Source organism: Intrasporangium sp. (assembly GCF_051961875.1).
Taxonomy (GTDB): Bacteria; Actinomycetota; Actinomycetes; order Actinomycetales; family Dermatophilaceae; genus Intrasporangium_A.
This window is the reverse complement of the sequence record NZ_JBQCCV010000248.1, coordinates 1-12,655: the sequence shown is the minus strand read 5'-3', so window position 1 is coordinate 12,655 and position 12,655 is coordinate 1. Positions and strand designations below refer to the sequence as shown.

The window sequence follows — 12,655 nt, the reverse complement described above, 5'->3', positions numbered from 1 at the left end:
GCGGGCCGTCCTGCAGGTTCTGGTCTTGCGTGTAGGCGTGGATCGTCGTCATGAGGCCGCGCACGATGCCGAGGCCGTCGTTGAGCGCCTTCGCCATCGGGGCCAGGCAGTTCGTCGTGCACGACGCGTTGCTGATGATGGCGTGCTTGGCGCCGTCGTACTGGTCGTCGTTGACGCCCATGACGATGGTGATATCCTCGTTCTTGGCCGGGGCCGAGATAATGACCTTCTTGGCGCCCGCGTCGATGTGGGCCCTGGCCTTGGTCGCGTCGGTGAAGAAGCCGGTGGACTCGATCACGACGTCGACGCCGAGGTCGCCCCACGGCAACTGCGCCGGGTCCTTCTCGGCCAGGGAGGTGATGACCTCGCCGTCCACCTCGATGCCGCCCTCGACGACCCGGACCTCCCCGGGGAACCGTCCGAGGATCGAGTCGTACTTGAGCAGGTGGGCCTGGGTGTCGTCGTCACCGAGGTCGTTGAAGGCCACGACGTCGATGTCGGCGCCGGATGCCTTCACCGCCCGGTAGAAGTTACGACCGATGCGGCCGAAGCCGTTGATGCCAACGCGAACTGTCACTGCTCTCAACCTCTCCAAGGATGGACTGCGTGGTTGTGGCGGACCCCTGGCCCCCTGGGTTGTGGTGGACCCGTGGCCCCGCACCCAACCCTAGTGCCTGCCCTCTCGCCGGCCGCTGCCGGGACCGGCCGGTGTGAGCAGGCCGACAGCGCGCGCCGGGGTCACGCGTCGAGCATGTCTGCGGTGAGGTTCGCCTCCGTGCCCGGGACCCCGAGCTCCTCCGCACGCCGGTCCGCCATGGCGAGGAGCCGCCGGATCCGACCGGCCACGGCGTCCTTGGTCATGGGCGGGTCGGCGAGCTGCCCCAGCTCCTCCAGGCTCGCCTGCTTGTGCTCGAGCCGGAGCCGCCCGGCCTCCCGCAGGTGGTCGGGGATGTCCTCGCCGAGGATCTCCATGGCCCGCTCGACCCGGGCACCGGCCGCGACCGCGGCACGCGCGGAGCGACGCAGGTTGGCGTCGTCGAAGTTCGCGAGCCGGTTCGCGGTCGCCCGGACCTCGCGCCGCATCCGGCGCTCCTCCCAGGCGAGGACGGCGTCGTGCGCGCCGAGCCGCGTCAGCATGGCACCGATGGCGTCCCCGTCGCGGATCACGACCCGGTCGACCCCCCGGACCTCTCGTGCCTTGGCCTGGACACCGAGCCGCCGGCCCGCGCCGACGAGCGCGAGGGCCGCCTCCGGGCCGGGGCAGGTCACCTCGAGGGCCGAGGACCGGCCCGGCTCGGTCAGCGAGCCGTGGGCGAGGAACGCGCCCCGCCAGGCCGCCTCCGAGTCGCACGTGGAGGCGCTCACGATCTTCGGTGGCAGGCCCCGGACCGGACGGCCGCGGGTGTCGATGAGGCCCGTCTGCCGGGCGAGCGCGGACCCGTCCTCGACGACCCGGACGACATAGCGCGAGCCTCGCCGCAACCCTCCGGCGGCGAGGACGAGGACGTCGCTCTTGTGGCCGTAGACCTCGGCCAGGTTGCGCCGCAGCCGACGTGCGGCGTTGGCCGTGTCGAGCTCGGCCTCGACCACGATCTGGCCCCCGATCAGGTGGAGCCCACCGGCGAAGCGCAGCATCGTGGAGACCTCAGCCTTGCGACAGCAGGTCTTCGTGACGTCCAGTCGCGAGAGCTCGTCCTTCACCTTCGCTGTCATGGCCATGCGGGACATCCTGCCACCGGATCAGCGGATTCCTCACCAGTGGAGCGCGGGCTCGGCCGATGGACGCCCTCGTCGGGACTCCGCCGTGTCGTCACCGGGACTCAGCCGATCACGTCGCGAAGTGCCGCGGCGAGGCGCAGTGGGTCGTGGACACCGGGCTCGCCCCGGACGGAGACGGGGCTGACGACGAGCTCGGCCCCGAGGTCTTCGGCCGCTGATCGGAGGGACGCGGTGTCGTCCACGACGGAAGGATCGGCGAGAACGACGTCGAGCGTCAGGTCGGGCGCGTTGGCCGCGAGTGAGGCGAGGTGGTCCTCGGCTCGGAAGTCGCGTGTCTCGCCGCGGTCGACCTCGAGGTTGAGGTTGAGCAGCTTGTGCGCCTTCGTCGCCGTGAGGGCGTCGGCCAGGTCCGGGACGAGCAGGTGCGGCATGACGGAGGTGAACCACGACCCGGGGCCGAGGACGACCCAGTCGGCCCGGGCCACGGCCTCGAGCGCCGGCTCGCACGCCTTCGGGCAGGTCGGCAGGATCCCGATCGAGAGGACCCGTCCCGGCGAGGACGCGACGAGGTGCTGGCCACGCACCTCGACGACGTCGTCCGGGCGCGTGGGGTCGTGGCCGGCGATCTCGGCGATGATCTCGAGCGGCTCGGCCGCCATCGGCAGGACCCGGCCGCGTGCCCCGAGGAGCCGGCCGACGAGGTCGAGGCCGCCCACGGGATCCCCGAGCAGCTCCCAGAGTGACACGATCATGAGGTTGCCCAGGGCGTGGCCCTGCAGGTCACCATCGCCGGCGAACCGGTGCTGGAGCACGTCCCGCCAGGTGTGCCCCCACTCCGAGTCGTCGCACAGCGCGGCGAGCGCCATCCGCAGGTCACCGGGCGGCAGGACGTTGAAGTCCCGGCGCAGTCGCCCGCTCGAGCCGCCGTCGTCGGCGACGGTCACGATGGCCGTGACGTTGTCAGTGAGCAGCCGGAGCGCCGACAGCGTCGCGGAGAGCCCGTGCCCGCCGCCGAGCGCGACGACGTGACGCTGGTGGATCGGGCTCGACGTGAGCCTGCCCCTGGCCCCGAGGGCAGGGGCCCCCGGCTCGCTGGGCCAGGGCAGGGCGCGGGTCGCTGCCTGGCTCATTCTCGGCCGAGGTCCCGGTGGACGACAAAGGTGTCGACGAGCTCGTCGTCGAGGCGCTCGGCAAGCGCCTCGGCCATCGCGACCGACCGGTGCTTGCCCCCGGTGCAGCCGACCGCCACGGTGACGTAGCGGCGGCCCTCGCGGATGTAGCCACCGACCATCGTCTCGAGGAGGGCCTGCGCCTCGTCGAGGAACTTGCGGGCGCCCTCCTGCTCCATGACGAAGCCGGACACCCGGCCGTCTCGCCCGGTGAGCGGCCGGAGGTCGGGGATCCAGTGCGGGTTGGGCAGGAAGCGCATGTCGAGCACGATGTCGGCGTCCATCGGCAGGCCGTACTTGAAGCCGAACGACATGACCGCGATGCGCAGCTGCGCGGCCTGGTCTCCGGAGAAGAGCGAACTGACCTTGGCGGACAACTGGTGGACGTTGAGGCCGGAGCTGTCGATGACGACGTCGGCGGCCGAGCGGAGCTCGACGAGCATCGTCCGCTCCTGCTGGATCCCGTCGAGGAGGCGACCGTCGCCCTGCAGCGGGTGGGGCCGACGGACGCTCTCGAAGCGCCGGACGAGCGCCTCGTCGGTGGCGTCGAGGAAGACGAGGCTCGGGTCCTCGCCGTTGGCCTTCATCCCGTCGATCGCCGCGGCCAGCTCCTTGAACCAGAGCCGCGACCGGACGTCCACGACGACGGCCACCTTGCGCAGCGCCGCCTCGGGGTTGCGCGCGATCGCCTGGTCGCGGAGGTCGGCGAGGCCGGACAGCATCTGGGGCGGCAGGTTGTCGACGACCAGCCAGCCCAGGTCCTCGAGGACGTTCGCCGCCGTCGTGCGGCCGGCACCGCTCATGCCCGTCACGATGACGATGGGCGAGTCGGAGAGGGCGACGTGCGTCGGACTGCTCGATGCGGTCATTCGAGGACTTCTCCCGTCGTGAGGTTGACTGCTGGCTCCGGAGTGGCACCGGCGAGATGGGCGACGACGGTCTCGGCCAGCGCCGGTCCAATACCCCGGACCGACGTCAGGTCGTCGGCGCTTGCCTCGCGGAGCCGTTTGACCGAGCCGAAGTGGCGCAGCAGCGCCTTCTGCCGGCCGGGCCCGAGACCCGGGATCCCGTCGAGGGCAGAGCTCGTCATGGCCTTCGAGCGCCGCTGCCGGTGGAACGTGATGGCGAAGCGGTGCGCCTCGTCGCGCAGGCGCTGGAGCAGGTAGAGCCCCTCACTGGTGCGGGGCAGGATCACGGGATAGTCCTGGCCGGGCAGCCAGACCTCCTCGAGGCGCTTGGCGAGGCCGACGAGAGCGACCTCCTCGATCCCGAGGTCATCGAGGACGGCCTGGGAGGCGTTCACCTGCGGGAGCCCACCGTCGACGACGACGAGGCTGGGCGGGTAGGCGAAGCGGCGCGGGCGGCCGGTGTCGGGGTCGATCGGCCCCCCGCGGGTCCCGTCCTGCTCCTCGTCGCCAGCGCCGGGCTCGATCGAGGAACGGCTGGCGTTGCGCACCGGCTGCTCCCCGACGATGCCGGCCTGCAGGTCGAGATCGCCGGCCCCCTCGGCCTCCTCGAGGTAGCGCCGGAAGCGGCGCCCGAGCACCTCACGCATCGCGGCGGTGTCGTCGATGGTCGCCGGGTCGTCGCCGGGCTCCGCGAGCGCACCGCGGACGATGAAGCGGCGGTACTCGCTCTTGCGCGGCAGGCCGTCCTCGAAGACGACCATGCTCGCGACGACGTTGGTGCCCTGGACGTGGCTGACGTCGTAGCACTCGATGCGCAGCGGCGCCTCGTCGAGGTCGAGCGCCTCCTGGAGCTCCTGCAGGGCCTGGCTGCGCAGGGTCAGGTCGCCGGCGCGGGCCACCTTGTGGCGGGCCAGGGACTGCTGGGCGTTGCGGGTCACCGTCTCCATGAGGGTCTTCTTGTCCCCGCGCTGGGGGACGGGCAGGTCGACCTGCGCGCCCCGAAGCCCCGAGAGCCATTCGCGGGTCGCCTCGGCGTCGGCCGGCAGGACGGGCAGGAGAACCTCCTTCGGGACCGTGTCGGCGTCGCCATACACCTGCTGGAGCAGGTGGCCGACGAGGGTCGGCAGGTCCTCGCTCTCCTTCTCGACGACCCACCCCCGCTGGCCCCGGATGCGGCCACCACGCACGTGGAAGACCTGGACCGCCGCCTCGAGCGGGTCATCGGCGATGCCGAAGACGTCGGCGTCGGTCGCGTCGCCGAGCACGACGGTCTGCTTCTCGAGCGCCTTGGTCAGCGCGGCGATGTCGTCGCGGAGCCGGGCGGCCTGCTCGAAGTCGAGATCGGCCGCGGCGTCGCGCATCCGGCTCTCGAGGCGCCTGACGAAGCGGTTCGTGTTGCCGGACATGAACTCGCAGAACTCGTCGGCGATGGCGCGGTGCTCCTCGGGTGTGACGCGCCCGACGCAGGGCGCCGAGCACTTGTCGATGTAGCCGAGCAGGCAGGGCCGGCCGCTGGCGCTGGCCCTGCGGAAGACGCCGCTCGAGCAGGTGCGCACCGGGAAGACGCGCAGGAGCAGGTCGAGGGTCTCCCGGATCGCCCAGGCGTGACCGTAGGGGCCGAAGTAGCGGGTGCCCTTGCGCTTCGCGCCGCGCATCACCTGGGCCCGCGGGAACTCCTCCCCCATCGTCACGGCCAGGAACGGGTAGGACTTGTCGTCGCGGTACTTGACGTTGAACCGCGGGTCGAACTCCTTGATCCAGGAGTACTCGAGCGCGAGGGCCTCGACCTCGGTGCGCACCACGGTCCACTCGACGGATGCCGCCGTGGTGACCATGGTGGCCGTCCGGGGGTGCAGTGCGGTGATGTCCTGGAAGTAGGACGACAGCCGGGGGCGCAGCGACTTCGCCTTGCCGACGTAGATGACGCGGCCGTGCTGGTCCCGGAAGCGGTAGACGCCGGGGTCGAGTGGGATCTCCCCGGGCTTGGGACGGTAGGTCGACGGGTCCGGCACACCCCCACTCTAGGAGGGCGGGCGGACACGCCCCGAACCCGTCACCGGACCGAGATCGTCGACCCGGACACGGTGACCGACAGCGGAGTGAGTCCGCGGGGGCTGGGCCCGGCGATGTGCGCGCCGGTCGTCGCATCGAACGTGCTTCCGTGGCACGGGCAGTAGATGACGTTCTGGACGATTTCGGTGACCTCACAGCCGGCATGAGGGCAGATCGCGTCGAAGGCCTTGAACGTGCCCTGCTGCGGCTGGGTGATCACGACGCGGGCGTCGACGACGACCTTGCCCCCGTCGACGGGCACCTCCGAGACCGGTATGCCGCTCACCGCGCTCGGCGACGCCCCGGCCGCCGGGTTGTTGGCCGAGGTGGGCGCCGCCGTGGTCCCGCAGGCGGCGAGGGCCGCCGCGGCGGTGACGCCGGCACCGGCGCCGAGGACCGTCCTGCGCGTCGTGCCCTCGCGGGCGTCGTCACTGCCCTGGGCGTGCGTCATGCCGATGCCCTCCCCTTCGTGGACCGGGTGGCGGACCGGGCAGCCGAGGACGCTGCGCGCTTCGTTCTCGTCCGGCCTGCCCTCTCGCTCGACCGGGCGGTCCTCGCCAGGATGGGCGCGAGGAACCGGCCGGTGTGGCTGGCCTCGACCTGGGCGACATCCTCGGGCGTGCCGGTCGCGACGATGGTCCCGCCCCGGGACCCGCCCTCGGGACCGAGGTCGATGATCCAGTCGGCGTTCTTGATGACGTCGAGGTTGTGCTCGATGACGATGACGCTGTTGCCCTTGTCGACGAGGCCCTGGAGCACCGCGAGGAGCTTGCGGATGTCCTCGAAGTGCAGGCCGGTCGTGGGCTCGTCGAGCACGTAGATCGTCCGCCCGGAGGAGCGCTTCTGCAGCTCGCTCGCGAGCTTGACGCGCTGCGCCTCCCCGCCGGAGAGGGTCGGCGCGGGCTGGCCCAGCCGGACGTAGCCGAGGCCGACGTCGTTGAGGGTCCGGAGGTGGCGAGAGATGGCCGGGACGGCCTCGAAGAAGTCGGCCGCCTCCTCGATCGGCATGTCGAGGACGTCGGAGATGGTCTTGCCCTTGAAGTGGACCTCGAGGGTCTCCCGGTTGTAGCGGGCGCCATGGCAGACCTCGCACGGGACGTAGACGTCCGGCAGGAAGTTCATCTCGATCTTGATCGTGCCGTCGCCGGAGCACGCCTCGCAGCGACCGCCCTTGACGTTGAAGGAGAACCGGCCGGGCTGGTAGCCGCGGATCTTCGCCTCCGTCGTCTCGGCGAAGAGCCGGCGGATGTGGTCGAAGACACCCGTGTAGGTCGCGGGGTTGGACCGAGGCGTCCGGCCGATGGGGCTCTGGTCGACGTGGACGACCTTGTCGAGCTGGTCGAGGCCGGTCACCGTCTTGTGACGGCCCGGGACGTGCCGGGCGCCGTTGAGCTTGTTGGCGAGGACGTTGTAGAGGATGTCGTTGACGAGGGTCGACTTGCCGGAGCCGGAGACGCCGGTGACGGCGACGAGGTTGCCCAGCGGGAAGCTCACGTCGACGTTCTGCAGGTTGTTCTCCCGCGCGCCGCGCACCGTGACCTCGCGCCCGTCGTGGCCACGACGGACCTCGGGGGGCGGGATCACGCGGCGGCCGGACAGGTACTTACCGGTCAGCGAGTCGGGGTGCTTGAGCAGGTCTGCGACGGTGCCGGAGTGGACGACCTGGCCGCCGTGCTCGCCGGCGCCCGGGCCGATGTCGACGACCCAGTCGGCGGTCTCGATCGTGTCCTCGTCGTGCTCGACGACGATGAGGGTGTTGCCGAGGTCGCGCAGCCGGGTCAGGGTCTCGATGAGGCGGTGGTTGTCGCGCTGGTGCAGCCCGATCGACGGCTCGTCGAGGACGTAGAGGACGCCGACGAGGCCCGACCCGATCTGGGTCGCGAGGCGGATCCGCTGTGCCTCGCCGCCCGAGAGGGTCGCGGCGGGCCGGTTGAGCGAGAGGTAGTCGAGCCCGACGTCGAGCAGGAAGCCGAGCCGGGCCTGGATCTCCTTGATGACCCGCTCGGCGATCTGCCGCTCGCGCTGGCTCAGCTCGACGTCGTCGAGGAAGTGCTTCGTCTCGTCGATGGAGAGGGCACACACCTCGGCGATGCTGCGCCCACCGATGAGCACCGCAAGGGACTCCGGCTTGAGGCGCGCGCCCTTGCACACGGGGCACGGGACCTCGCGCATGAAGCCCTCGTAGCGCTCGCGGCTCCAGTCCGAGTCGGTCTCGGCGTGGCGACGCTTGATGAAGGGGACGACGCCCTCGAAGCCGGTCGTGTAGGAGCGCTCCCGCCCGTAGCGGTTGCGGTAGCGGACGTGGACCTTGTAGTTCTGCCCGTGGAGGAGCGCCTCCTTGGCCCGCTGCGGCAGGGAGCGCCACGGCGTGTCCATGGAGAACTTGAGGTCGTCCGCGAGGCCGGTCATGACCCGCTGGAAGTACTCGGCCGAACCGGAGCCCTGCGCCCAGGGGGCGATGGCCCCCTCGGCGAGGGAGAGGTCTGGGTCGGGGACGAGGAGGTCGGGGTCGACCTCGAGCTCCGTGCCGATGCCGGTGCAGGTCGGGCAGGCGCCGAAGGGCGAGTTGAACGAGAAGGACCGGGGCTGGACCTCGTCCATCGCCAGCGGGTGGTTGTTGGGGCAGGCCATCTTCTCGGAGAACCGCCGCTGCCGCTCGGGGTCCGCTGGCTCGCGGTCCACGAAGTCGACCAGGACGATGCCCCCGGCCAGGCCGAGCGCGGTCTCGATCGAGTCGGTGAGGCGCCGCTTGGCGCCCGCGTCGTCGCCCTTGGCGACGAGCCGGTCGACGACGACCTCGATGGTGTGCTTGCGCTGCTTCTCGAGCTTGGGCGCCTCGGTGAGGGTCACGACCTCACCGTCGACCCGGGCCCGGGCGAAGCCCTTGGTCTGCAGCTCGGCGAACAGGTCGACGAACTCGCCCTTGCGGCCCTGGACGACCGGCGCGAGCACCTGGAACTTCGTCCGCTCGGGGAGGGTGAGCAGCTGGTCGACGATCTGCTGCGGGGTCTGCTTGGTCACCGGCTCGCCACAGACCGGGCAGTGCGGCCGCCCGGCCCGGGCGAAGAGGAGGCGGAGGTAGTCGTAGACCTCCGTGATCGTGCCCACCGTCGAGCGCGGGTTGCGGTTGGTCGACTTCTGGTCGATCGACACGGCCGGCGAGAGGCCCTCGATGAAATCGACGTCCGGCTTGTCCATCTGCCCGAGGAACTGGCGGGCGTAGGCCGACAGGGACTCGACGTAGCGGCGCTGGCCCTCGGCGAAGATGGTGTCGAACGCGAGCGACGACTTGCCGGACCCCGACAGTCCGGTGAAGACGATGAGACTGTCGCGGGGCAGGTCGACGGAGATGTCCTTGAGGTTGTGCTCCCGTGCGCCTCGGACGACGAGGGCGTGCGGGTTGGTCGGGGCCTTGGCAGTCACGGGCTCCATGGTAAGTGCCACCACCGACACTGCCCGCGCGCGGCCGAGGCCGGGACCAAGGGACCGGACCGGACGGGCCGGCGTGCGGCGTCCCGGCGCGGAAGTCCGGTGCGCGGCATACTCAGGTGTCATGGCTGAGGTGACGTCCACGCCCATCGAGGACTACGCCGTGCTCGGCGACCTCGCCACCGCCGCTCTCGTGAGCCGGCAGGGGTCGATCGACTGGCTGTGCCTCCCCCGCTTCGACTCACACGCCTGCTTCGCGGCGCTCCTCGGAACCCCGGACAACGGCCGGTGGCTGCTCGGGCCGGCCGACCCCGACGCCCGCAGCACGCGGCGCTACCTCGAGGGCAGCTTCATCCTCGAGACAATCCACGAGACCGCCACCGGCAAGGTCCGCGTCATCGACCTCATGCCGGTCGCGGACCAGCGGGCCGACGTCGTCCGGATCGTCGAGGGCATCGAGGGGACCGTCCGGATGCGGCACGAGTGGGTCGTCCGGTTCGGCTATGGCAAGACCCGGCCCTGGATCACCCGGCACACCGAGGACCGGGAGGGGCGGGACACCCGGATCATCACCGCCATCGCCGGGCCCGACATGCTCGTCCTGCGCGGCACCCGTCTCCCCCAGGCCGAGGACGGCCGGCACGTGGACGAGTTCGACGTCGCGGCCGACGACATCCTCACCTTCTCGACGACGTGGTTCCGCAGCCACCTGCCCGTGCCCGCGCCGCTCACCGTCCGCAGCCGGGTGGAGCAGACGCTGGAGGCGAGCAACGACTGGGTGCGACGGGCCAGGTATGACGGGCCCTACGCCCCGGCCGTCACCCGCTCGCTCCTGGTGCTGCGGCTGCTCAGCCACGGGGTCACCGGCGGCATCGTCGCGGCCGTGACGACCTCCCTGCCGGAGGACTTCGGCGGCGAGCGCAACTGGGACTACCGCTACTGCTGGCTGCGGGACGCGGCGCTCAGCCTCGAGGCGCTCGTCGGGTGCGGCTACACCGACGAGGCCAGGCTGTGGCGCGGCTGGCTGATGCGAGCCGTGGCGGGTGATCCCGAAGACCTCCAGATCATGTACTGCGTGGACGGGAGCCGGGAGCTGCCGGAGCGTACGCTCGACTTCCTGCCCGGGTATGCCGGGTCACGCCCGGTTCGCGTCGGCAACGCCGCGGTCGACCAGCGGCAGACGGACGTCCTGGGCGAGGTCATGATCGCGCTCCACGACGCGCGGCTGCGTGGGATGGAGGAGAACAACGAGGCGTGGGACCTCCAGCGCGCCCTCGTCGAGAACCTCGCCGACCGGTGGGAGGAGCCGGACAACGGTCTGTGGGAGATCCGGGGTCCCGTCCGCAAGTTCACCCACTCCCGGGTCATGGTGTGGGCGGCCTTCGACCGGGCCGTCCGGGCGGTCGAGGAGTTCGGCTTCGACGGCCCCGTCGACAAGTGGCGCGACCTGCGCGACAAGGTCCGCGACGAGGTGTTAACGAACGGGTGGGACGAGGAGCGCCAGACGTTCGTCCAGTACTACGGCTCGACCGAGGTGGACGCCTCGCTCCTCGTCATGTCGAGCGCCGGGTTCCTCGCCGGCGACGACCCGAAGATGATCGGCACGATCCGGGCCGTCGAGCGTGACCTCATGCCCCACGGCCTCGTCCTGCGCTACCGCACGCAGACCGGCGTCGACGGCCTCGCCGGCGACGAGCACCCCTTCCTCGCGTGCTCGTTCTGGCTGGTCCAGGCCTACGCGAAGGCCGGCATGGTCGACGAGGCGACGGCCCTCATGGACCGGCTCGTCGGCCTGTGCAACGACGTCGGCCTCCTCTCGGAGGAGTATGACCCCGTCGGCCAAAGGATGGTCGGCAACTTCCCCCAGGCGTTCTCGCACCTGACTCTCGTGGGCGCGGCCCTCGCCCTGTCGGAAGCACTCGGAAAGGAATCCCATGGACCAAAGTGACGTGACCGCCCTGCTCGTGAACGAGCAGACCGACCGCCTCATGACGACGGCGGCGTCCCTCAGCGACGAGGACGTGCGCGGGCCGTCGCTCTGCGAGGGCTGGAGCCGGGGTCATGTGCTGTCCCACATCGCGCGCAACGCCGACGGCATCGCCCGCGCGGCCCGCGCGGCGACGCGCGGCTCGGGCGAGTCGATGTACGCCGGGCAGGCCGAACGCGACGCGGAGATCGAGCAAGGGGCGGACCGGTCGGCCCGGGAGCTCGTCGACGACGTGCGCCACTCCGCCGCCGAGCTGGCGCCGTTCCTCGAGGAGGTGCACCCGCACGAGCTGAAGGACGTCACCTTCGAGCGGACGCCGGGCGGGCCGCGCGTCTACGCCGCGCGGCTGCCGTTCATGCGCCTACGCGAGGTCGTCATCCACCACATCGACCTCGACGCCGGGTTCGGCTTCGAGGACATCGGGGACGAGGCCGTCTCCGAGCTCTTCCTCCGGGACGCGGCGAAGCAGCTGAACGCGGCCCCCGACGCACCCGGCCTCACGATCGAGACGACGGAGGGCGATCATCTCGTCGTCGGTGACGGCGCCACCACGGTGAAGGGGCCGCGCGCGGGGATCCTGCGATGGCTGCTCCGCCAGGACGGCCGCGACGTGACGACCGACGGTGCCCTGCCCGAGCTGCCGAAGGGGTTCTGACCGATGTCCTACACGGGCACCGTGACGCCCGGTGGGCCTGAGGACGTCCGCGAACTCGAGCGTGTGACCATCCGCAAGCTCGCTGTGTCGGACATGCACAACAACGTCTACCTCCTCACCTCCCGCGGCACCGGGGACCAGCTGCTCATCGACGCCGCGGACGATCCCGACCGGATCATGGCCCTCGTCGCGACCGGCGGAGACGGGCTCGGCACGGTTGTGACGACGCACCAGCACTGGGACCACGTGCGGGCGCTGCGCGAGGTGGTCGCGCGCACGGGCGCCCGGACGGTCGCCGGGCACGAGGACGCCGATGCCCTGCCGGTCCCCGTCGACGTGCCGGTGGGTCAGGGTGACCGGATCACCTTCGGGGACGTCGACCTCGACGTCATCCACCTCCGCGGCCATACGCCGGGCTCGATCGCACTGGCCCTTCGCGACGTGGACGGCATGGTGCACCTCTTCACCGGCGACTCGCTCGTCCCGGGCGGGGTCGGCGCGACGAGCCACCCCGGGCAGGACTTCGGGTCGCTTATCGAGGACGTTACGACCAGGGTCTTCGACGTCTACGGCGACGACACCTGGTTCTACCCCGGGCACGGCGACGACTCGACGCTCGGCGCGGAGCGTCCGCACCTGCAGGAGTGGCGCGAGCGCGGTTGGTGACGACCCTCGCCGAGCCGCCTCCTGAGGTGGCTGAGCGGCATACCGCAGCGGTATGCCGCTCAGCGGGCCG

At 71.3% G+C, this 12,655-nt stretch carries 10 protein-coding genes; 3 read left to right on the top strand and 7 right to left on the bottom strand.

All coding sequences use genetic code 11. The annotated features are described in order from the left end of the window. The 7 genes from ACTHJJ_RS14715 to uvrA all read right to left on the bottom strand — a co-directional run. The coding region (locus tag ACTHJJ_RS14715; RefSeq protein ID WP_440303690.1) for a type I glyceraldehyde-3-phosphate dehydrogenase at positions 1-577 on the bottom strand (577 nt) is incomplete at its 3' end. A 161-nt stretch (positions 578-738) separates the two neighbouring features. Further along, positions 739-1,719, bottom strand: coding sequence for a DNA-binding protein WhiA (whiA, locus tag ACTHJJ_RS14710; RefSeq protein WP_440303689.1), 981 nt, complete (start codon positions 1,717-1,719; stop codon positions 739-741). Positions 1,720-1,820: 101 nt separating this feature from the next. Next, a complete protein-coding gene (locus ACTHJJ_RS14705; RefSeq protein ID WP_440303688.1) occupies positions 1,821-2,849 on the bottom strand; it encodes a gluconeogenesis factor YvcK family protein in 1,029 nt (342 codons plus the stop codon). Further along, on the bottom strand, positions 2,846-3,757 hold the full coding sequence (gene rapZ / locus ACTHJJ_RS14700) for an RNase adapter RapZ (RefSeq protein ID WP_440303687.1): 912 nt from the start codon (positions 3,755-3,757) through the stop codon (positions 2,846-2,848). Before rapZ ends, ACTHJJ_RS14705 begins: the two co-directional genes overlap by 4 nt. Further along, a complete protein-coding gene (gene uvrC / locus ACTHJJ_RS14695) occupies positions 3,754-5,808 on the bottom strand; it encodes an excinuclease ABC subunit UvrC (protein ID WP_440303686.1) in 2,055 nt (684 codons plus the stop codon). The genes rapZ and uvrC overlap by 4 nt, the downstream gene beginning before the upstream one ends. A 41-nt stretch (positions 5,809-5,849) precedes the next feature. Then, on the bottom strand, positions 5,850-6,299 hold the full coding sequence (locus tag ACTHJJ_RS14690; protein ID WP_440303685.1) for a Rieske (2Fe-2S) protein: 450 nt from the start codon (positions 6,297-6,299) through the stop codon (positions 5,850-5,852). Then, a complete protein-coding gene (uvrA, locus tag ACTHJJ_RS14685; RefSeq protein WP_440303684.1) occupies positions 6,296-9,280 on the bottom strand; it encodes an excinuclease ABC subunit UvrA in 2,985 nt (994 codons plus the stop codon). The genes ACTHJJ_RS14690 and uvrA overlap by 4 nt, the downstream gene beginning before the upstream one ends. Positions 9,281-9,401: 121 nt before the next feature. On the opposite strand from uvrA, the gene ACTHJJ_RS14680 reads away from it, so the two are divergent. Genes ACTHJJ_RS14680 through ACTHJJ_RS14670 form a run of 3 tightly spaced genes read left to right on the top strand, consistent with a single transcriptional unit; the run spans position 9,402 to position 12,585 of the window. After that, positions 9,402-11,225 carry a glycoside hydrolase family 15 protein gene (locus ACTHJJ_RS14680; protein ID WP_440303683.1) on the top strand — a complete coding sequence of 608 codons (1,824 nt, stop codon included), beginning with the start codon at positions 9,402-9,404 and terminating at the stop codon, positions 11,223-11,225. Next, a complete protein-coding gene (locus ACTHJJ_RS14675) occupies positions 11,212-11,919 on the top strand; it encodes a maleylpyruvate isomerase family mycothiol-dependent enzyme (RefSeq protein WP_440303682.1) in 708 nt (235 codons plus the stop codon). The genes ACTHJJ_RS14680 and ACTHJJ_RS14675 overlap by 14 nt, the downstream gene beginning before the upstream one ends. Before the next feature lie 3 nt (positions 11,920-11,922). Beyond that, complete coding sequence (locus ACTHJJ_RS14670; protein WP_440303681.1) at positions 11,923-12,585, top strand: MBL fold metallo-hydrolase; 663 nt, start codon at positions 11,923-11,925, stop codon at positions 12,583-12,585. Positions 12,586-12,655: the final 70 nt, after the last annotated feature.

Excerpts from the sequence above, each read along its gene's own strand:
- whiA (WP_440303689.1), bottom strand. The coding sequence starts at position 1,719 with ATGGCCATGACAGCGAAGGTGAAGGACGAGCTCTCGCGACTGGACGTC.
- ACTHJJ_RS14705 (WP_440303688.1), bottom strand. The coding sequence starts at position 2,849 with ATGAGCCAGGCAGCGACCCGCGCCCTGCCCTGGCCCAGCGAGCCGGGG.
- rapZ (WP_440303687.1), bottom strand. The coding sequence starts at position 3,757 with ATGACCGCATCGAGCAGTCCGACGCACGTCGCCCTCTCCGACTCGCCC.
- ACTHJJ_RS14690 (WP_440303685.1), bottom strand. The coding sequence starts at position 6,299 with ATGACGCACGCCCAGGGCAGTGACGACGCCCGCGAGGGCACGACGCGC.
- uvrA (WP_440303684.1), bottom strand. The coding sequence starts at position 9,280 with ATGGAGCCCGTGACTGCCAAGGCCCCGACCAACCCGCACGCCCTCGTC.
- ACTHJJ_RS14680 (WP_440303683.1), top strand. The coding sequence starts at position 9,402 with ATGGCTGAGGTGACGTCCACGCCCATCGAGGACTACGCCGTGCTCGGC.
- ACTHJJ_RS14675 (WP_440303682.1), top strand. The coding sequence starts at position 11,212 with ATGGACCAAAGTGACGTGACCGCCCTGCTCGTGAACGAGCAGACCGAC.
- ACTHJJ_RS14670 (WP_440303681.1), top strand. The coding sequence starts at position 11,923 with ATGTCCTACACGGGCACCGTGACGCCCGGTGGGCCTGAGGACGTCCGC.